Source organism: Streptomyces sp. Tu 3180, assembly GCF_009852415.1.
In the GTDB taxonomy this organism is placed as follows: domain Bacteria; phylum Actinomycetota; class Actinomycetes; order Streptomycetales; family Streptomycetaceae; genus Streptomyces.
Genome location: NZ_WOXS01000002.1, coordinates 7,596,817 through 7,618,880 on the forward strand (window position 1 = coordinate 7,596,817; position 22,064 = coordinate 7,618,880).

A 22,064-nucleotide genomic window follows, 5' to 3' on the forward strand; every position below is an offset into this window, starting at 1 on the left:
GACGGGAACGGCGGCAGCGGGCCGCGGTGTCACCGGTGCAGCCGGCCCGCCGCGTCCAGCGCCGCGTGGACGTCGGCGACGATGCGCGCGGCGGTCCGGTGCGGCTGTTCGGTGAAGTAGAAGTGGTGGCCGGGGAACAGACGCAGGCCCTGGAAGGCCGGGGTGCGGTCCGCCCAGGCCGCCAGCCGGGCGGGGGCCACCATCGGGTCGGCCGTGCCGCCGAAGACGGCCAGCGGCACCGGCGGCAGCCGGTCGGCCCGGTCGAACCGCCAGGTCTCCACGATCCGCAGGTCGGCCCGGAGCACCGGCTCCACCAGCGACCACAGGTCGTCGTCGCGCAGCACGGCCTGCGGGGTGCCGCCCAGCCGGCCGACGGCCTCGCGCAGTTCGGCCGACGGCAGCAGGTGGCGCAGCTCGTCCGCGGTGCCGCCCTCCGGCGCCGGGGCGCCGCGGGCGGACAGCCCGAGCCAGACCGGCAGCGGCAGACCGGCCCGGCCCAGACGGAGCGTCAGGTCGTGGCAGAGCAGTCCGCCCATGCTGTGCCCGAAGAACGCGAACGGCCGGTCGAGCCACACCAGCAGGTCGTCGTAGACCCGGTCGACCAGCGCCTCGGGCGTGGTCAGGGGCTCCTCGTCCATCAGCCGGCCGCGCCCCGGCGCGTCCACCAGGCACACCTCCCAGTCCTGCGGGAACTCCCGGGCCAGCGCGCGGTAGGTCATGTGGGAGCCGCCCGCGTGGTGGAACACGAACAGGCGCAGCCGGGGATCGGCCGCCGGACGGCCCTGGAAGACGGTGCTCGTCGTGTTCACGCCCGCCCTCCCGTCACCCCGGCGGGAACCCGGTCGCCGCGGTCGGCGGAGTGCCGGTCCCACTCCTCGCGGATGCGCCGGACCATGCCCGTCAGCACGGTGCCGTCACCGACCTCCACGAACCTCGGCGGCGGCCCTTCCCGCCGCCCGCCGCCGGGCTCGTGGCCCAGCACCCACGCCACCGACTCCGCCCAGCGCACCGGGTGGTCGACCTGCTCGGCCAGTGTGGCGGCCAGCTCCTCGTACCGGTGGGGCCGGGCCGTGCGGTTGGACACCACGGGGAACCGCGGCGGACGGAACGGGACACGGTCCAGCAGCGCGGCGAGCTCCCGGGCGGCCGGGGTCATGTGCGGGGAGTGGAAGGGGCCGCTGACCGGCAGCCGGCGGGCCAGGCGGGCGCCGGCGTCCTGGAGGATCAGTTCCATCATCTCCAGGTCCTCGCGGGGGCCGGCCAGCACCAGCTGGTCCGGTGCGTTGAGGTTCGCCAGGTGCACGGAGTCGAACCCGGAGCGGTGCAGCAGGTAGCGCAGCGTCGTCTCGCCCAGCCCGACCACCACGCTCATGCCGCCGCCCGTGATCCGGGCCATGCCGGCCGCGCGGGCCGCGACCAGTTCCAGGCCCTCCGCGAATCCGAACACCCCGGCCGCCTCCAGGGCGTTGTACTCGCCGAGGCTGTGCCCGAGGGCGAGGTCCGGCGGTCCGTCCCGTTCCACGGCCGCCCGGTGGGACAGCGCGTTGACGACGTACACCGCGGGCTGGGTGTACCGGGTGTCGTCGAGCCGGCCGTCCCCGCCGGTCAGGCACAGGTCGGCCACCGAGTAGCCGAGGACGGAGTCGGCCTGCTCGGTCAGCTCCGGGAAACGGCCGAAGAGGTCCTTGCCCATGCCGGGCCGCTGCACGCCCTGACCGGCGAACATGTGAACGGTGGTCATGGTGTCTCCACCTCGTCCTCGAGGGTGTCGGTGCGGGCGTCCGCCGGCCGCGGCAGCCCGGCGCACCGGTCGGCCAGGAGGGCGGCCAGCGCCACCGCGTGGGAACCGGACAGCAGACTGACGTGGTTGCCGGGGACCTCCCGCACCGTCACGTCCGGGCAGTGGTCCTCCCAGCCCAGGGCGGGGCGTGCGTAGTACGTGCCGGAGGCGTCGAAGGAGGTGCCCCGCCCGAAGTCGGTCTCCGCCGCCCGCAGCACCAGCAGCCGTCCCGCGTACGGTCCCGGCCGGTAGTCCTCTACCGCGCCGAGCGTCTCGCGCAGCAGCGCGAACGGATCCGGGCCGGCGTTGCCCATCCAGTCGGCGACCCTGGCCAGTTCGTCCAGGTACTCCTGCGGCGCGGCCGCCGGAGCGGACGCCGCCTCCGGCGGCACGGCCCGGTCGCCGCCGGCGGCGCGCCGCCGGCGGTCGTAGGCGGCCACCTGTTCCAGGAAGCTGCCGTCGGCGGTGGTGTCGGTGCGCGGCCCGGAGGGGGCGGCGGCGTCGAGCAGCACCACGAGACCGGGGGTGCGGCCCCGCGAGCGCAGCAGCCGGGCCATTTCGTAGGCGATGACCCCGCCTCCGGAGAACCCGCCGAGGACCAGCCGTTCACCGGCGGCGGCCGGGGGCAGCGCGTCGGCGTAGAGGCGGGCCAGCTCCTCCACCGTGCGGTGCGGCGGCGGGCCCGGCAGCGTGGTGCGCGGGTCCTGCACGCCCACCAGACGCGCGGTGCCGGGGAAGTGCGCGGCGAGCTCGCCGTAGCAGGCGACCTGGCCGCCGGGCGGGTGCAGCAGGTACACCGTCACCGGCTCGTCCCCGTCCTCCGGCTCCCGCAGCGGCACCAGCACGGACGGCGCCTCCCCGCCGGCGGTACGGCGGCGTTCCAGCAGGCGCGCCAGTTCCCCGGCCGTGGGGTGCCGCAGCAGATCGGCGAGTGCCAGACCGGGCGCGCCCGCCTCCTCGAGGGCCCGCAGCAGCCGTACGGACAGCAGGGAGTGGCCGCCCAGCGCGTAGAAGTCGGCGTCCGCCCCGACGTCGGCCACACCGAGCACCGTGCGGAACGCGTCGCGCACGGCCTCCGTGGCCCACGCCGACTCCGGCCAGGAGACCGCGCGACGGCGCGCGGACCCCGCCCGGGGACCGATCCGGGGCAGCGCGGCGTCGCCGACACCGCCCACGAGGTCCGCCACCGTCAGGGCCTCCGGGTCCTCGGCCAGCCGGCGCAGGGCCGCCTCCCACAGCGCGGCGAGCCGGGCGGCGTCCGGACCCGCGACCCGGCGCGGATCGGCCACGAACTCCGTCACCAGCGCGGACTCCTCGCGGTGCGCGAGCGCGGTCACCGCGTACGCGGTACGGGCCCCGACGGCGGTGGGGACCCCGACGTCGGCACCGGCCGCCGCCAGCCGCTCCCCGACCCCGTGCAGCGCGGCGGGGTAGTTCTCCACCACCAGCAGGCTGTCGAACAGGGGCCGACCGCCGGGCAGCCCGGCCCACTCGTGGACCTGTCCGGTGCTGGCCCACTCGTGGTCCTGGAGATCGAGGGCCGCCTCACGGGCCCGCTCGACCAGAGAGCCGAGGGAGTCCCCCGGGCCGACGTCCAGGTCGAGCGGGAGGGTGGTGCTGAGCATGCCCGGCATCCGCCGCACCCCGTCGGGGCCCCCGGCCCGACCGGACAGGGTCACCCCCAGCCGGGTCCGGACGCGGCCGGTGCCCCCGGCGCAGCGCCACAGCAACGCGGCCCACAGCGCCTGCAGCACGTTGGACTCCGTCGCCGCGTGCCGGGCCGCCCACACCCGCAGCCGGTCCATGGTCCCCGCGTCCACCTCGGCGCGGGCCGGCTCCGGCTCCCCGCCCGCGTCCGGCTCTCCGTCCGGCTTCACGCGCGACTTCCCGTCCGGGGCCGGGGACGGATCCCGGACCGGTCCGGGCAGACCCGGCAGCACCGCCGCCTCGGCCGCCCCCGGCCCGCCGAGCAGGGCGGCCCAGTGGGCGCGCGCCGCGTCGGTGTCGCGGTCCGACAGCCACCGGGCGTGGTCGCGCAGATCGGGGCGCCGCTCGTCGACCGACACCGGATCGGTGCCGTCCAGGTACGCCTCGTACAGCTCCTCCAGCAGCAGCGCGATGCTCCAGCCGTCGAGGAGGGCGTGGTGCAGGGTCAGCAGGATGCGGTGGCCGTCCGGTTCCTCGCGGACCACGACCCGCAGCAGCGGCGCCGTGTCGGGGGCGAAGCCGCGGTCGCGTTCGGCGCGTACCAGGTCGTCCCAGGACGGCTCCCGCTCCTCCGGTGCCTCGGTGCTCCGCGACCAGCTCAGGTCCGGGCCGACGTCCGGCGCGGCCGACAGCAGCGGAGTCGGTCCGTCCGACACCCGGGCGCGCAGCACGGCGTGGCGGCGGAAGAGCACGGCCCAGGCCCGCGCGAAGCGGTCGCGGTCGAAGGAGCCGCGCCACCACCAGTGGAACTGCTCCACGTGCCGCCCCGAGTCCGGCGCGGCGAGCGACTCCACGACCGCGCCGTACTGCTGCGGCGTCAACGGCCACGCACACGCGGCGGGAGCGGCCGGAGGCGAGGCACCGGGTGAGCGCGCCGGGGTGGCCGGGGCGGCGGTGCCGCCCGCGTCGACCGGGGCGGTGTCGGGCGAGTGCGGCGGAGCGGGGGACGCGACGGGTGCGGTCGCGGCCGTGGAGGGGGGCCGGGCGGCCAGTTCGTCGAGGACCGCGCGCAGACGGGCGGTGAGCGAACGCACGCTGTCGGCGTCCAGTCCGTCGCTCGGCGCGGGTGTCCAGGCCACCCCGACCCGCAGCCGCCCCTCCCGCACGACGGAGTACACCTCGGCCGGATACAGCCGCCGCGCCCGCCCCGACCGGTCCAGCGGCGGGGGCGGGGCGAGGGACATCCGGGAGGAGACGACGAGGCGGTCCGCCCGTCCCAGATGGTTCACGGAGACCAGCGCGGCGGGCAGGCAGGCCAGTTCCTCGCGCAGGGACGCGTCGGGCGAGAGGTGTCGGTACGTCAGGAAGCCCGCACAGTCCGGTCGGGCGGCCAGGGCGGCGCCGGCCTCGCGCAGATAGGTCTCGGCGTCCGCCTCCCGGGGCCCGCTGAGCACCACCGGGTCGACCGACGTCAGCCACCCCACCGTGCGCGACAGCTCCACCGGTCCCGGCCCGTCGGTGCCCCGCACCTGCTCACGGCCCGGGCGGCCCGTGGTCTCGACGTCGAACGTCACGATCCGGCAGCCGCGCCAGCGGGCCAGCGCCAGCGCCACCGCGCCGGTCAGCACCGCGTGCACCGGCTGCTCCAGCCGCCGCGGGACCTCGGTGAGCAGCCGCGTGGTCGCGTCGTGGTCGAGCGTGAACTCCTCGTGTCGGGTCTCCGCCTCGGGCCCCGGGGGTGCGGAGGCGAGCAGCCCGTCGCACTCCTGCCGCACACGGGACACGGCCCGCCAGTACTCCGCGCCGTCCGCCTCCCGCGCGGCCAGGGCCAGCCGGGCGGCCCACTCCCGCTCCGTCGTGAACTCGGGCGCGAGACGCGGCAGTTCACCCTCCTCGAGCGCGGTCAGCGCCGCGTCCAGGTCGGCCAGCACGATGCCCCAGGACACGGCGTCGACCACCAGGTGGTGTGCCGTCAGGCGCAGTTCGTCACCGTCGGGCCCGCCGCGCAGCAGCAGCGCCCGGACGGTTCGGCCGGCGGCGGGATCCAGGCCCCGCTGGGCGTCCCGCCACAGCCGCTCGGCCTCGCCCGCACCGGCCCCGTCGGCCACCGCGAGCAGATCGCGGACGCCCTGCCCGGTGAGCGGACCGGCCGGGCGCACGCGGTGCCCCGACGGGCCGCCGGGCTCGACACGGGCGGTCAGGGCGGGGTGCGCGGCCAGGACGGCCTGGAGGGCCAGACGCAGCAGCAGCGGGTCCACGGGCCGGCGCAGGCGCACCGCGACGGACTGGTTCCAGTGCGCCCGGTGCTCGCGCACCTTCTCGAAGAACCAGGACTGGACGGGAGACAGGTCCGGGACCGTGCCAGGGGCGGACGCGGGGCCGGCTTCGGGCGGAGCCGCCCCGGGAACAGGCCCAGGCGCAGGCACGGGGGCAGGCGCGGGCTCAGGCATGGGCGTGGGCGCGGGTGCCGGGCTGTCGGCGGCCGCGGGGGCGTCATGCGGGGACGGGGAAGGGGCCGCCGTGGTCGGGTCCGAGGCGAGTGAGCGGGCCAGGGAGGCCGGGGTCGGGTGCCGGTAGATCCGGCGGACCGACAGGTCGAAACCGGCTTGCCGCAACCGCGCGGCCAGTTGCACGGCGATGACCGAGTCGCCGCCGGCGGCGAAGAAGTCGACGTCGTCGACGTCCTCCTCGGGAGCCGTCTCCAGCAGCTCCCGCCATGCCTCGCGGGCGGCGGCCAGGGCCTTCTGCTCGGAGACGGCGGAGTCACCGGGCCGCGGCGCGGTGCCCTCCGGCGCCGCGTCGGCCGGGAGGTCCGGGGACGGGGGCGGGGACGGGGCCGTGGGGGAGGCGGCGGGGGCCGCCGGTGCGGCGGGGACGTTCCCGTCCTGGGCCGTGGTCCTGGCCGTCGTCCCGGCCGGCGACTCCCGCAGCACCCGCGCGACCGGCGCGTCGGAGTGCGTGACGAGAGCGGTCGCCACCGACGTCAGCTCGGCGGCGAAGCGGGCGGCCGAGGTCCTGTCGAAGCGCTCCGCGTCGTACTTGAGGTGCCCCCGGATCTCGTCGTCGTACTCCACCAGGGTGAGGTTCACATGGCCGACGCCCGGCTGGTGCACCTCCTCGACGATCTCGGCGCGCACCTCCGGGGACACCTCGCGGACCGTGTCGCCCCGCCACCGCTGGAAGGCGAACGGGCAGGTGAACGGGGAGCCGTCTTCCGGGTCGAGGCCGTCCATCAGCTCCGCGATCCGGGGGAAGGGAAGATCCGCGTGGTCGAGGCACTCGGCCAGTTCCGTCCGTACGGCGCGGACGTACTCGGCGGCCGTGGGCCCCTCGGGCCCGGCCGCGTCGACCGGGAACGGGGCGCGGACCGGGATCATGTTGATCAGGCAGCCGACGGTGCGGTCGAAGCGCGGGTCGTGCCGGATCGCCGCCGGCGTGCCCACCGCCAGGCGCCGGGCCGGGTCGTGGCGGCCCAGCACCAGCAGGTAGGCGGCGAGGAGCACCGCGAACACGCTGGTGCGCCGCTCGGCCGCGAAGGCCCGCGCGGCCTGGGTGCCGGCGGGCCCGAGACGGACCGGCACGTCGGCGGAGACGCGGGTGCGCGCCGTGGTCCCGGGCCGGTCGAACGGGAGCACCGGCGCGCCCGTCACCCCCTCGGTCCGCGCGCGCCAGAAACCGGCCAGGGCCCGTTCGCGCTCCGCGGACCGCGCCGCCCGGCCGGCCGCGTACGCGGCGAACGGCGCCCCGGCGGGCGGCAGCCGCGGGCCGTCCGCACGGGCCCGGTACAGCGCCCACAGGTCCTGGAGCACGATGACGCAGGAGTCGCCGTCGAACACCACGTGGTGCGCGATCAGCAGCAGGTGGTGGTGGTCCGGCGCGTGCCGGAACAGCACCGCCCGCAGCACCGCGCGGTCCGGGTCGAGCGGCCGGGCGGCCTCCTCGCGCACGGGGGCGAGCGGGTCCCGCGGGGCGGCGTCCCCGGTGACCGTGTCCCGGAGCCGAAGGCGCGGCGCCGGTGCGGCGGGGGTCAGCACCGGTCCGCCCGGCCGGTCCTCCACGCGGGTCGCGAGCACCGGGTGACGGGCCATCAGGCCGTCGAAGGCGCCCGCCAGCCGGTCCGTGTCGAGCGGTCCGCGCAACGCGACCGCGAGCGGGATGTCGTACGCCCCCGAGCCGGGATCGAGGCGGTGCAGGAACAGCAGTCCGCGCTGCTCCGGGGTGAGGGCCACCGCCGTGTCGCCCGGGGTGCCGTGCAGCAGGGCCCTCAGCCGCTCGCGCTTGGCCTCGACGGACGCGGAGGGCGGGCCGGTCGTGGGGAGGGGGGTGGGCGCGTTCATGTCTCCTCGGCGGGTCGGTGGGCGGCGGTGGGCAGGGGGCCGGATCCGGCGTGGCGCGCCAGCAGCGCGTCCAGTTCCGCCTCGTTCAGCGCGTCGACGTCCAGCGCGTCGACGTGCGGCGCGTCGACGTCCGGGGTGCCGGCGTCCGGGCCGGCCGGGGGTCGGGGCCCGGGGCGTGCGCCGGGGTCCCCGGGCGGACCCGGCGGCGCCTCCGGCACGGTGGTGCCGAACGCGGCCTCGGCGATCGGACCCAGCACGGGCTGCTCGTACAGCGCGGTCAACGACGGCGGACGGCCGCCCTCCTCGGCGATCGCGCGGGCGATGCGCACCAGGCGCAGACTGTCCACGCCCAGGGACATCAGGTCCGTGGAGGCGGCCAGCTCGCCGGCGGGAAGGCCGGTCACCCGGGCCACGATCGCCGCCGTCCGCCGCAGGGCGCGGTCCGCGGCCGGTCCGGGCGGCGGCGCCTCGGGGCCCGGCGCTGCGTCGGTGTCCGCGGAGCGCTTGCGGACCGGGACCGGGGTCGGTGGGAGCGCCGCGGCCCGGCCCGTCGCCGCGGGCCAGGGGGCGCTGGCACCGGCCAGCCAGCCGTCCGGCAGACGCGGCGGCGCGTCCCCGGCGGCCCGGACGAGGAGTCCGCTGCCCTCGGCGGGCGCACGCGCCGCCAGTTCGCGCAGAGCCCGCACCGCACCCTCGGCGGTGGCCACCACCGCCGCCCGGCAGTCCCGTGGGCGCCGGCCCCGGACCAGGGCCGCGACGACGGCCGTCAAAGGCGGACGCTCCTCCTCCAGGTGGTCGGCCAACCGCTCCGCGTACCGGGCCAGTTCGGCGGGCGTGTCGGCGCTCAGCGGCAGCGTCACCGGTACGTCGGGCGCCGGGCCGGCCGCGGCCCGCGGCGGGGCCTCCACGACGAGGCTGACGTAACCGCCCGTACCGGCGAAGCTGTTGACGAGGACCAGCCGGGGCGGATCCGCGTCCTCCTCGCCCCGCACCAGGCGCACCCGGCCGCCCCCGCCCGCGAGGGCGCCGGTGCCGTCGGGCACGGGCGTCGGCAGGAGCCGGCCCCGCCGGAACTGGGCCAGCACACGGGCCAGTTGGCCGAACCCGGAGGCGGCCTCCATGTGCCCGAGGACACCCTTCACCGAACCCACCGGCAGCGGCCGCGGCCGATCGCCGAACACCCTGCCCAGGACGTCCAGTTCGAGGGCGTCGTTCAGGGCAGCGCCGGTGGCCGACGTCTCGGCGTACCCGATGGCGCCGGGATCCACCCCGGCGTCGGCCAGCGCCGCCCTGACCGTCTCCTCCAGGCGTCCGGGACCGGGCATGCCGTAGTCCCGGGTGCGCCCGGAGTGACGGCACGCGCCTCCGCGCACCACCGCGAGCACCGGATCGCCGTCGGCCAGGGCACGGGCCAGGGGCTTGAGCAGCACCGCGCCGATGCCCTCACCCGGGATCCAGCCGTCCGACCGGTCGGAGAAGGGGCGCGAGCCGGCGGACTCGGCGAGCAGCCCGGCCTCCGCGAGGAACTCCAGGTGCGACGGGTCCAGGACGAGGTTCGCGGCCGCCGCCACCGCCGCCGTGCACTGCCCCGACCGCAGCGAGCGCACGGCCGCCTCGACCGCGGCGAGACCCGAGGCACAGCCGGAGTCCACGACCAGACTGGGGCCGCGGAGGTCGAAGACGTGCGACACCCGGTGGGCCAGTCCCGTACCGGTCGGCACCGCGGCCGCCCGCTCCGGCGAGGAGCCGCGTCCCCGCGCGTGGTCGTGCCACATGGCACCGGTGAACACCCCGACCGGGCCCGCGGCGGAGAGCCGGTCCGCCCGCACCGCCGCGTTCTCCAGGCAGGCGCGTACCGTCGCCAGCAGCAGCCGCTCCTGCGGGTCGACGGCCGGTGCGGTGTCGTCCGTGATCCCCGACTCGCCGGGCTCGTCGTCCTCCACGTCGGCCAGGTAGGCGCCGACCGTCGCGCCGCCCCGGTCGGTGCGCAGGGGCCGGTGCGGGGCCCGCCCGGGCGGCGGCGGACCGATCGCGGTACGGCCCTCGGCGAGCATCCGGGCCAGCCCGCCCACACCGTCGGCGGGGTCCGTGCCGGGCAGCCGGGCGGCGAAGCCGACCACCGCGACCGCGTCCCCGGCCACGTGGTCCTTCCCCGCCGCGTCGTCCTCCTCGGGCAGGGGGCCGCCCCACAGGGACACGAGCAGGTCCTGGCCGTCGTCCAGGGCGAAGTGGCCGCGCACCGACGCGAAGTCCATGTCGCCGACCGGGCACAGCCCGAGCCGCAGGCCGCCCGCGCGTTCCATGGCCGCCTGCGCCATGTGGCCCGCCTCGATCGCCGTGTACCGGGTGGCCAGGGCCCGCCCGTACGCCGGTGCGATCGCCCGCGGCGTGGCGACCAGGAACAGACCGAAGGCCGAGCCCTCGAACACCGGCCGGTTGTAGCGCACGTGGCACTCCGCGTCGATCACGGCGCCCCCGGCCAGCAGGACCAGGGCGCGGTCGACCGGGTCGAGGTAGTACACGCCGGGAGCGGCGCCCGTGACGCGGCCCGGCTTGACGTACACGTACACCTGGACCGGGTACAGGCCGCCGGCCGACGGGTACGGCCGCCTGCCGTCGCCGTCGGGGCCGAGTTCGGCGAAGGCCAGCGCGAGCAGGGACAGCGAGCGCAGGTCCACCGGCCCGTCGGCGAACTCCCGCACGCTGCGCACCGGCCGGGCGGGCGGCGTGCGGTCCGGCGGCAGGTCGAGAGCCACGCGGAGGCGGTCGGGGCCGAAGCGGCGCAGCGAGCGGCGCTCGGCCTTGAAGGCGGCCTTGGCCTCGGCGTCGAAGGCGATGCGGACGTCGGGGGCGTCGGAGGGGGCGCCGCCGGGTGTGCCGGTACCGGGGTCGGTACCGGAGCCGGTACCGGTGTCGGGCCGGGTCAGCCCCTCGGCCACCCCCCGGGCGGTCGGGCGGCTCACCAGAACGTCGACCGGGACGTCGCCGCCGTACCGGCGCCGGATCTCCTGCGCCAGCCGGATCATGGTGAACGAGGTCGCGCCGAGTGCGAAGAGGTCCTCGTCCGGGCCGATCTCCCGCCGGCCGAGGAGCGGGGCGGCGACCGCGGCGACCTCCTCGGCGCCCGGCCACCGCGCGCCGCCGGTTCCGTCGCCGTCCTCCGGGGCGGTGGCCGCGGCGGCGACTCCGGCCGGTGTCGGACGCTGCACGAGCGCCTCGAGCGGCACGTCGACGCCGTACCGGCGCCGGATCTCCTGCGCCAGCCGGATCATGGTGAACGAGGTCGCGCCGAGCCGGAAGAGATCCGCGTCCCCGGCGACGTGCTCCACGCCGAGCAGCCGGGCGGCGACCCGTGCCACCTGGTCCGGTCCGACGGCCCGCGCCGCGCCGCCACTCGCCCTCTCCCCGGCGGTGGCGGGTGTGCCGTCGCCCCGCCCGTCCCGTGCGGCGCCGCCCGGCTGGACCCGGCCGGCACCCGGTGCGCCGGCGCCCGACGGTGCGAGGGCCGCGTCCGGTGCGTCTCCGGTCTCCAGGAGCCGGAGGGCGGCGGCGCGGTCGAGCTTGCCGTTGGTGGTCAGCGGGAGGTGCGGGGCGAACACCAGGCGGGAGGGGACCAGCGCGGCGGGCAGCACGCGAGAGAGCTCCTCGCGGACCGCGGCGGCCGACGGCCGTCGTGCAGCCGTGCCGCGGCACAGCGCGGCCAGCTCCCGGTCGCCGCCGGGGCCGGTCCACGGCAGCACCCGGGCGTCGTCGACGCCCGCCACGCCGCGCAGCGCCGCCTCGATCTCCTGTGCCTCCACCCGCAGGCCCCGGATCTTGAACTGGTCGTCGCGGCGGCCGAGGAAGCGCAGCCGGCCGTGCTCGTCCACCCGCCCCAGGTCCCCGGTGCGGTACAGCCGGCCGCTCCCGCCGCTCGACCGGTCCTCCGGGAACGGCGAGTCCACGAACCGCTCCGCCTCCGCCTCCGGCCGGCGGTGGTAGCCGAGCCCCACCGCGGGGCCGCCGACGCAGATCTCGCCGACGTCACCGGCGGCGACCGGGCGGAGGCCGGCGTCCAGCAGATGGATGACGGTGTTGTCGATCGGTCCGCCCAGCGGCACGTCCGTCCCCGACCACCCCGGCGGGCAGGCCCAGTGGGTGACGTCGATGGCCGCCTCCGTCGGCCCGTACAGGTTGTGCAGCCCGACGCCGGGCAGGACGGCCTGGAAACGGCGGACCGTGTCCGCCGGCAGGGCCTCGCCGCTGGCCAGCACCAGCCGCAGCGAGGTCGCGCGCGCCGCGCCCGGCTCGTCGAGGAAGAGCGACAGCATCGACGGGACGAAGTGGCTGACGGTGATGCCGGCCTCGGCGAACCAGCGGGCCGTGGCGGCCGGGGACCGGTGCGCCCCGGGCCGGGCCAGCACCACGCTCGCGCCCGCGAGCAGCGGCCAGAAGAACTCCCACACGGACACGTCGAAGCCGCACGGCGTCTTCTGCGCGACCCGGTCCCCGGGCCCGAGCCGGAACCGCTCCTGCGCCCAGTGCAGCCGGTTGGCGACGCCCCGGTGGGCGTTGGGACAGCCCTTCGGGCGGCCCGTGGTTCCCGAGGTGTAGATCATGTACGCCGGGTCGTCCGGGCCCGCGCCCGCCACCAGCGGTCCGCCGTCCTCGGCGTCGATCCGCTCGCGCCGTGCCGTCACGTCCAGCACCCGCACCGGCAGCCCGTCGAAGACGGTGCGCAGGCCGGAGTCGGTGATCACCAGCCGGGCCTCGCAGTCCTCCGCCAGCAGACGGGTGCGGGCGGGCGGGTTGGCCGTGTCCAGCGGAACGTAGGCGGCACCGGACCTGACCACCGCCAGCAGGGCCACCACCAGGTCCACGGACCGCTCCAGGTGCACGGCCACCCGGTCGGCCACACCCACACCGCCGGCCCGCAGGTACCGGGCCAGCCGGGCGCTGCGGAGCCCGAGCTCCCGGTACGTCAGCTCCTCCTCCCCGGACCGCAGCGCCACCCGGTCCGCGTGCTCGGCCAGCGCTCGCTCCAGCCGGTCGGCCAGCGTGAGTCCGGCCGCGAAGTCACGCACCGGACCGACCAGGGGGGCCTGCGGCGGCGCCGGGGCCGGGTCGTGTTCCGGGTCCCGCTCGCAGAGGTCCCCCAGGGTGCGCGCGTAGTCCGAGAAGAGGGTGTCGAGGAGCCCGTCGGGAAGGGCGTCCGGTCGCACGTCCCACTGGCACACCAAGGTGTCGCCGACGAACATCGGGACCTGGTCGACGGCCACCCCGGAGGTCTGCGACTGGCTGTACCGCAGCTCGACCCCCGGACCGCCGCGTGCGGGACGCTCGGCCGGCAACCGGGTGAAGACGACCGGGAACGGGGACGTGCCGCCGGGCTCGCGCCGGGCGCGCTCACGGGCCGCCGCCAGGCCGTCGGCCCGTTCCGCTCGCGACAGCTGACCGCGCAGCCGCTCCGCCACCGCGCGCGCCCGGTCGGCCGGACCGGCCGGCAGCGTGTCGTCCACCACCAGCCAGCTCAGCCGCGTGAAGTCGGCGAGGAGAGCGTCGGCGCCGGGCGGCCGCGCCGGCCGGTCCCAGGAGACGACGACCACGGTGAACGCCTCGCCGTCGGGACAGGCACGGCGCCAGACGTCGCAGTAGACGGTGAGCAGCAGGACGTCCAGCGGCACCCCCCACCGTTCGGCGAGACGCCGCAGCACCCGCCACCGCGGCAGGTCGAGGCGCCGGTGGTCACCGCCCGCCCCGCCGGGACCGGACGAGCCCGGGCCCCGGCGGACGGGCGACGGGCCCGCGGGGGCGGTACGCAACAGGGCGTCCCACTCGGCGCGGGCGGCCTCGGCCGCCGGTCCGCGCGACGCGCCGTCCCGGTCGCGCAGGAACGCCGCGAAGGGGACGCGGTGCCCGGACAGAACCCTCGCCGGGGCCTCACCCGCGTGCAGCCGGAACAGCTGCTCGAACAGCAGCGCCACCGCACGCGCGTCGGCCACCAGCGCGTCCAGCAGCACGTGCAGGACCACCGAGCCGTCCGGCAGACCACTGGTTTCCAGCCGCCACAACGGCCCGTCCTCCAGCGGCATCGGGGTCGTGGCGAGCCGGGCCCGCCGTCGTGCGAGGGCCTCTTCCGCCTCCTCCGCGGTGACATCCGACAGGTCGTGGTGCGGGACGCGCGGCAGCGCGGGATCGGCCGGGGCGGGCTCCACCGTCAGCGTGCCGTCCGCCCGCACCCGGGCCCGCAGCGCCGGATGGTGCCGGACCAGCAGCCGCCACGCGTCCGTGAGCCGGTCCAGGTCGGGCCGGGGCAGCCGGAACTCCTGGTGCACCCGGGTCTCCCCGGCGGCGCCCGGCATCGTGGTGCGCCCGACGAGGTACGCCGTCTGCAGCGGTGTCAGGGGCAGCCCGTCGGCGGCGTCCGCGCCCTCCACGGCCGCCCACGCGGAGAGGCCCGCGCCGGCGGGTGACGTCGCGTCCGCTTCCGCGTTCACGTCCGCAGGGGACGCCGCGTCCCGGGGTCCGTCCCCGTTCGCGTCCGCGGGGGCGTCGAGCAGGGCGGCCGGGTCGTCGAGCGCGGCGACGTCCTCGGGGGACGTGCGGGCCAGCGTCTCCAGGGCTCCGCCCAGCCGCGACAACAGGTCGTCGGCCACGCCCGGGCCGAGGCGTTCCTCGTCGCAGTCGAGGCTCACGTGCAGTTCGCCCCGCACCTCGTGGAGCAGGCACTCCAGCCACACCCCGGGCGTACGGGTGCGTCCCGCCTCCGTCGCGGCGGTCCCGGCCCAGCCCGCGTCCCGCGGCCCGGCCCCCGGTGCGGCCCCGCCGAGCGTGCCGAGCATGCTGGTGAAGACGAACGGCGGCGGTACCGCCACCGTCCGCCCCCGTGCCCGGGCCGTCTCCCGCAGCGCGCGCACCCCGCTGACCGCGCCGTGCTCCAGGTCCGCCCACAGCTGATCGCGCACGGTGCCGGCGAGGCGGGCCGGCGGCCCGGCGGGCTCGGGGGCCAGGAACACCGACGTGGAGACGAAGGGGCCCACCACACGGGCGATGTCGGGGTGCAGCGGCAGCCGGTTGTAGGTGGTCACCACCACCGGCACGGGACCGCCGCCGGCGGCCGTCCAGCCGGACCGCCGCGCCGCGCCGGTCCGGTGCAGCAGCCCTCCGTACAGCGTCAGCAGCAGCGCGGACGGGGTGACCCGCAGGGCGGAGGCGTGTGCGCCGACGCGGCGCCAGGCGTCACCCGGCAGGCGCAGGGTGAGCCGCCGGCGTGCGGGGGCCGGGACGGCGTCCTCCGGCGCCCCGGTGTCCGGACCCGCCGCGTCCGCGCCGGACGGCGGGTCGAGCACGGACAGTTTGCGCCGCCAGTAGGCCAGGGCCGCCCGGGTCCGGTCGCCGTCCTCGCGGGCGCGCAGCGCCCTGACGTAGTCGCCGAAGCCGAACTCCGGCGCGGCGGGCTCCCGCCGGCCGTGGTGGAGGGCGTACCAGCGGTGCAGCAGCAGGGGCACGCTGGGCCCGTCGACCGCCATCTCGTCCACCGCGAGGTGCACCCGGCTCCGGCCGCCCGGCAGCAGCGCCACCGTCACCGAGAACAGGGGCCAGCGGTGGACGTCGAAGGCGGCGGAGCGGCCCTCGGCGCGCAGCCGTTCCAGTTCCGCCGTCCGTGTCGCCTCGTCGGCCTCCCGGAGGTCCGTGACGGGGACGCGGTGGCGCGGCACCGACGCCCTGATCCCCTGGCGGCCGTCCGGCAGGACCTCGGCCCGCAGCATCCCGGTCTCGGCGACCAGGTCGTTCCAGGCGTCCTCGGCGGCCGACGGGTCGAGCCCGTCCGCTTCGAACTCCACATAGATCGCGGCGGCCGACTCCGGTTCCATGAACCGGCCCACGTAGTAGGCCTCCTGGACGTCCGTCAGGGGGAAGACGTCCTCCCACCGTCCCGGCGCCTCGGCGGCGGACGAGCGGACCGGCCGGGGCACGGTGTCGTGTCGGATGGACTGCACGGTGGCTCCTCAGGACTGGGAAGGGTGGAGCGAGGGCGGCAGACCGTTGCCGGACCGCGTGCCTGCGGGCGGCCTCGGTGCGGGGGCCGGCGCGGCGGACGCCGAGGCGATCCGCCGGGCGATCGCGGTGAGCGGGGCGTCCCCGCCCAGCAGGTCCAGGGGAAGCTCGACGCCGAACTCCTCCTCGGCGGCGAACCGCAGGCTCATCAGGTTGACCGAGTCCATCCCCGCCTCCACCAGGGACCGGTCGGCGTCCACGCGGCCCTGCCGCCCCGGCACGCGCGGCAGCACCAGGTCCTCCAGCCGCCCGAGCACCTCCCGGTACCGGCCGTCCTCCCGGCCGTCGCTCCGGCCCTCGTTCCGGTCGTGGCTCCGGCCGCCGTTTCGTGCCGGGAGCGTGGACGGCGCGGAGGGCTCGGGGGGAGCGGGCGGCACGGCGGGTGCGGTCGGTGCCTCCGGATCCGGTGCGGGGGAGGTCGACGGGCGGTCCGCGGACGTGGTGGTCACCCAGATGCGCCGGCGCAGGAACACCGTCGGCGGAAGGGAGACGATCCGTCCGGGCGCGGTGAGGTCCGTCCAGCGCACGGGCACTCCCTGCGTCCACAGCCGGCCCACCCGGCCGACGTCCCCCGCCGCCCACAACGAGGCGACGAACGCCCGCAACGCCGCGTCGTCACGGAACGACTCCGGATCGGCGGCCGTGACGCGTACGTCGTTCAGGTGCACCCCCGGCGGCAGGGTCTCCCCCCGCGCCCCCGAGGCGGCCACCGCCGCGAGGACACGGGCCAGTTCCGGCACCCCGCGCACGGTGACCGCCAGCCGGCACGGCTGCTCCGCGCGCCCGCACCGCAACGTGTACGCCAGGTCGCGCAGGTCGACGCCGGGACCGGGCCCGCCGGTGTCCTCCAGCCAGTCGGCGAGCCGGCCGGCCAGCGCGGCCAGGTGATCCGGCGTCGGAGCGCGCAGCAGCACCAGCTCCTCGCCGCCCGGCCCGGCGGGCGTGGCCGCCGGCCGCGCGCCGTCCTCGGGCACGTACTCCTCCAGCACGGCGTGCGCGTTCACCCCGCCGGCCCCGAACGAGCTGACGCCGGCCCGGCGCGGCGCGAGGCCGTCGTCCGGCCAGTCGCCGCCCTCGGTCGTCAGGGTGAACAGGGCGGGGTCCAGGCCGAGCGCCGGGTTGACGGGGTCGGCGTGCAGCGTCGGCAGCAGCTCCCGGTTCCGCAGGGACAGGACCACCTTGGTCAGCGCGGCCAGCCCCGCCACCGACTCGCCGTGCCCCACCTGCGACTTGACCGAGCCGAGGGCGATGGGCCGACGGTCCGCGGGACGGCCGCCGAACACCTCGGTCAGGGCCGCCACCTCCACGGGGTCGCCCAGTTCGGTGCCGGTGCCGTGTGCCTCGACCAGCCCGACGGAGGCCGGGTCCACACCGCCCCGGGCGAGCGCCCGGCGGATCACCCGGGCCTGGGCCCGCGGGCTCGGCGCGGTGTAGCCGTGACCGCGTCCGGCGTGCGCCACCGCCGTACCCCTGACGACGGCGTACACCCGGTCGCCGTCGGCCAGCGCCCGGGCCAGCGGCTTGACCACGAGCGCTCCGACGCCCTCACCGGGGCCGAAGCCGGTGCCGCCGGCGCCGAAGGACCGGCAGCGCCCGTCGGGGGAGAGGAACCCGAACTCCTTCAGCAGCAGCATCCGCGACGGATGCAGATAGAGGTTCACCCCGCCGACCACGGCGGCCGCGCACTCGCCCCGCGCGATCGCCTCCGCGGCCAGGTGCAGCGCCACCAGCGACGACGAACAGGCGGTGTCCACGGGCTGGCTGGGGCCGCGCAGGTCCAGCAGGTAGGAGACCCGGTTGGCCACGCTCCAGTAGTGGCCGCCGGGGACGGTGCGGTTGCCGCCGCCCCACGCCTCGACGCCGACCTTCTGGTAGTCGCTGGAGGTGACCCCGACGAAGACGCCGACGCTGCGCGGCTCACCCGAGTCGTCGCGCAGGCCGTCGAGACGCTCCCCGAGCGCTCCGGCGTCCTCCAGCGCCTCCCAGGCCGCTTCCAGGAACAGCCTCTCCTGCGGGTCCACCAGGGCCGACTCGTGCGCGGACAGCCCGAAGAACTCCGGGTCGAACCGGTCGACGTCCTCGAGGAAGTGGCCCCGGACGTCCTCCGTGCCGGTCCCCCCGGCGGCCCAGCGGCCGGCCGGCAGCGGCCCGGAGGAGTCCCTGCCCTCCCGGAGGCCGCGCAGGAACGCCGTGAGGTCGCGAGCCCCGGGGTACCGCCCGCTCATCCCCACCACGGCCAGCGCCGGACCGGACCCGGGACCCCCGTGCGAACCGTGCGGACCGTGCGCCGAGGGGACCGGATCCGGGGACGGTGCCGAGGGAGCCCGGGCGGGGAGCGGTGCCGGTGTCGCAGGGGCCGGGCCGGGAGACGGCGTCGAGGGGGCCGGGAGGTCCGGTCGCGGCGCCGCTGCCGGCGCGTCGTCGTCGGTCCGGTCCGCCAGCAGCGCGGCCAGGGCCGACAACGAGGGAGCCGTGAACACCTCCGCGCCCTCGACCCGGCCGACCGTCCGGCTCAGCGTCGCGGCCAGGCTCCGGATCGTCACCGAGTCCAGCCCCAGCGACTCCAGGGGCGCGTCCATCCGCACGGCGCCCTCCGGGGTCCCCGTCACCTCCGTCACGGCACGACGCACCAGGTCGGCGACGCGCCGGTGCCGGGGGCCGGTACCGGCCCCCGCGCCCGCCCCGCCCCCGGGACCGGAAGGGGGACCGGGCTCCGGTTCCGACGTCCGCCCAGCCTGCGGCCGTACCGTGCCCAGCACCGAGAACGCCCGCAGCGTCGCCTCCCAGCGGGAACGCTCGCCGTGGAAGACCGCGACGAGGCAGGCGTCCTCCGGCAGGCGCAGCAGCGCCTCCAGCGCGGCCAGGCCCGGCGCGGACGGCAGCGGCTCGGCGCCGGTGCGTTCGCGCATCGCGGCGAGCACCGCGTCCGGAACCGTCATGCCGCCGTCCCGCCACAGCGGCCAGGCCACCGACAGGGTCCGGCCGGACCGCTCCCCGCGGGCCACGGCCGCGCGCCGCTGCTCGGCGAAACCGTCCAGGAAACCGTTGCCCGTCGCGTAGTCCGACTGGCCGAGGTTGCCCACGGCACCCGACAGCGACGAGAACAGCACGAACATCCGCAGCCCCAGCCCGGCCGTCGCCGCGTCCAGGGCCCGGACACCGCGCGCCTTCGGGCCGATCACCGCGTCGGCCTCCTCCGGGCGCTTGCGCACCAGGTACGCGTCCCGCAGCGTGCCGGCCGCGTGGAACACCCCGTCCAGCCGGCCCTCCACCCGCAGCACGCCGTCGACCAGGTCCCGCACGGCGTCCTCGTCGGTGACGTCCGTCGGCACGTAGCGGACGTCGCCGCCGAGAGCCGTCAGCGCGTCGCGGTCGGCGCGGGCCAGCGCCTCCGGCGCCCGTCGTCCGCACAGCACGACCCGCGCCCCGTGGCCGAGCAGGTGACGGGCGGTCAGCAGGCCCAGTCCGCCGAGCCCACCGGTGACCAGGTACACCTCACCCGGCAGGAACGGCGCGTCCGTGCCCGGGGGCGCGGCGGTGGGCGTTTCGACGGGGGCGAGGAGACGGCTCAGCCGGCGTCCCGCCCGGCGGTCGACGATCCGGCCGGAGCCGGGGGCGGGGTCCGCGGCCTCCTGCGCGATCGGATCCGCCTCGGCCGCGCCGGCCCGGTCCAGCAGCAGCGCGCGGCCGGTCAGCCGCGGGTTCTCGTGGGCGAGGGTCTGGACGAAGCCGCCGGCGGCCAGGGCCGTCGCCCGGTCCGTGGCGACCGCCAGCACATGGACCGTCCGCCGCCACAGGCCCGTCAGCACCTGCCGGACGGGCCCGAACAGCGGCGCCCACCAGTGCCGCGAGCCGGCCGGCGGCACGACCACGACGAGGGTCACCCGTTCGTCCGCTCCGTGCGCCGTCGCCGGGGCGAGGTCCGCGGGCGGTGCCCCGTCCGCGGCGAGCACGTGGACGGGACCCGACCACCGTGCCTCCAGCCCGGCGGCCAGCTCGGCGGGACCGACGACCAGCAACGGTCCCGACGTGACGCCGTCGGGCGCGACCGGCACCGGCACCCAGTGCGGCGCGTACAGGCTGACACCGGCCGGACCGGGCGCCGGGGCGGCGGGAGCGGAGGCGGCGTGCGGGGCGCCGGCGGAGGGCCCGGTTGCCGGGGCGGACGCGGGGGCGGTGGCCGGGGCGGTGGTCCCCCGTTCGGGGGCGGGGAGGTCCTCCTCGATCCAGAAGCGGTCGGTGGCGAGGACCGACCCCGGCATCGGCACCACCCGCCCGCGCCCGGGCGGGAACACCTCGGACCAGCGCACGGTGTGCCCCTGGACGTAGAGCCGCCCCAGGGCCAGCAGATCGTCCGCCGTGGCAGGGCCCGCCGGGGCGACACGGTCGTACAGCCGTTCCGGCAGCGGTTCCCGGGCCCGCCGGGCGTCCTCGCTCACGGGGGTGCCCGCGCCGCCGTCGCCGGGCGCGCCGTCCGCGCCGTCCGGCGGTGACGCCACCCAGCGCCCCGGGGGACGCCCCTGTGCCAGTGCCGTGAGCGCCTCGCGCAGGTCGTCGGCGGTCTCGGCGACGACCGCCAGCCGGTGGCGATGGTGATCGCGGCCGACGGCGAGGGTGCGGGCCACATCGGCCGGCGCGGTGCCGGCGCCGGGCCCCTCGAGCCAGTCGGCCAGCACGCGGGCCTGGGCGGCGAGCAGGGCGTGTTCGTGCGCCGACAGCACGACCAGGACGGGGCCGGGGACGGGGGCCGGGGCGGGCACTGCCGGCGGCTCCTCCAGCACGACGTGCGCGTTGGTGCCGCTCAGCCCGAAGGAGCTGACCGCGACCCGCCAGGGCCGGGAGCCGTCCCGGACCAGCTCGACCGGCCTGTCGGCGACCCTGAAGGGCCCTTCGGCGAACGGGATGCGCGGGTTGGCCCGCCGGAAGTGCGGCGTGGCCGGCACCCGTCCGGTCGCCAGCACCTCCATCGCCTTGAACACGCCGGCCAGTCCCGCCGCCGCCGAGGTGTGTCCCACGTTCGCCTTCACCGAACCGACCGGGACGCTGCCCGCCGGGAGCCCGGCGGGCGCGAACACCGCGTTCAGCGCGGCCAGTTCGATGGGATCGCCCAGCGGTGTCCCGGTCCCGTGGCACTCGACGTAGTCGATGCCGGCCGGATCGACGCCGAACCGGCGGTACGTCTCCTCGACCAGTGCCGTCTGCGCGCGCCGCGACGGAGCCGTCAGGCCGTTCGTGGCGCCGTCGTGGTTGACGCCCGAGGCGCGGATCACCGCCTGCACCGGATCGCCGTCGGCCAGCGCCCGGCGCAGCGTCTTGAGCAGCACCACCGCGCTGCCCTCGGCGGGCACGAAGCCGTCGGCCGACGCGTCGAACGGACGGCACCGGCCGGTGGGGGAGAGCATCCCCGCCTTGCTCATGTACACGTACGGGATCTCGGTCGTGTACAGCGTGACCCCGCCGGCCAGCATCATGTCCGCCTCGCCCAGCCACAGCGCCTGACAGGCCAGGTGCAGCGCCACCAGCGAGCTCGAGCAGGCGGTGTCCACGGAGGTCACAGGCCCGGCGAGGTCCAGCAGGTAGGCCACCCGGGCCGCCAGGATCGACTGCGAGTTGCCCTGCATGACCTGCGGCATCCGGTGGTGCGGGCTGGAGCGCTCGACGCGCAGCGCGTAGTCGTTGAGCATCACCCCCGCGTAGACCCCGCACCGGGACCCCGCCAGCGAGGACGGCGCGTACCCGGCGTTCTCCACCGCGCGCCGGCACTCCTGGAGGAACAACCGGGCCTGCGGGTCGGTCAGTTCCGCCTCCCGGCGGGTCATCCGGAACAGGCCGGCGTCGAAGTCCGCCGCGTCCCGGAGCATGCCGCCCCAGCGCGACAGCGACCTGCCGGGCGCGGCGGGGTCCGGGTCGTACCACCGCTCGACCGGCCACCGGTCCCGGGGCACCTCGGCCACCGTGTCGGCGCCCTCGCGCAGCAGCCGCCGGAACGCGTCGAGGTCGTCGGCGCCCGGGAAGCGGGCGGAGCACCCGATGACGGCGACCGGTTCGTGAACCCGCCCGGACGGCGGGCCGGACCCGCCGGCCGGCGCGGACGCCCGCTCCCGGGCGCCGCCGTCCCGCGCGCCGGGGCCGCGGTCGCGCAGCAGGCCCAGTACCTCGTCCTTCGACAGGTCACCGGCGGTGAACCGGCTCAGAACGTCGCGGGTGTCCATGCCGTCCAGATCCCTTCCTCGGCTACGGCGTGTACGGCGTCGTGGGTCGTG

General features: G+C 77.5%; 5 protein-coding genes. All 5 read right to left on the bottom strand.

Annotated features, from left to right (window positions below; translation table 11 throughout):
• Positions 1-29 precede the first annotated feature (29 nt).
• Genes GL259_RS34470 through GL259_RS34490 form a run of 5 tightly spaced genes read right to left on the bottom strand, consistent with a single transcriptional unit; the run spans position 30 to position 22,013 of the window.
• Positions 30-809, bottom strand: coding sequence for an alpha/beta fold hydrolase (locus tag GL259_RS34470; protein WP_243762480.1), 780 nt, complete (start codon positions 807-809; stop codon positions 30-32).
• Positions 806-1,741 (bottom strand): ACP S-malonyltransferase, encoded by a 936-nt coding sequence (locus GL259_RS34475; protein WP_159537295.1) that lies wholly within the window; start codon positions 1,739-1,741, stop codon positions 806-808. Before GL259_RS34475 ends, GL259_RS34470 begins: the two co-directional genes overlap by 4 nt.
• On the bottom strand, positions 1,738-7,764 hold the full coding sequence (locus GL259_RS34480; RefSeq protein ID WP_159537297.1) for a condensation domain-containing protein: 6,027 nt from the start codon (positions 7,762-7,764) through the stop codon (positions 1,738-1,740). The genes GL259_RS34475 and GL259_RS34480 overlap by 4 nt, the downstream gene beginning before the upstream one ends.
• On the bottom strand, positions 7,761-15,743 hold the full coding sequence (locus GL259_RS34485) for a non-ribosomal peptide synthetase (protein ID WP_159537299.1): 7,983 nt from the start codon (positions 15,741-15,743) through the stop codon (positions 7,761-7,763). Before GL259_RS34485 ends, GL259_RS34480 begins: the two co-directional genes overlap by 4 nt.
• Before the next feature lie 9 nt (positions 15,744-15,752).
• A complete protein-coding gene (locus tag GL259_RS34490) occupies positions 15,753-22,013 on the bottom strand; it encodes an SDR family NAD(P)-dependent oxidoreductase (protein WP_159537301.1) in 6,261 nt (2,086 codons plus the stop codon).
• Positions 22,014-22,064 lie beyond the last annotated feature (51 nt).

Excerpts from the sequence above, each read along its gene's own strand:
- GL259_RS34475 (WP_159537295.1), bottom strand. The coding sequence starts at position 1,741 with ATGACCACCGTTCACATGTTCGCCGGTCAGGGCGTGCAGCGGCCCGGC.
- GL259_RS34480 (WP_159537297.1), bottom strand. The coding sequence starts at position 7,764 with ATGAACGCGCCCACCCCCCTCCCCACGACCGGCCCGCCCTCCGCGTCC.
- GL259_RS34490 (WP_159537301.1), bottom strand. The coding sequence starts at position 22,013 with ATGGACACCCGCGACGTTCTGAGCCGGTTCACCGCCGGTGACCTGTCG.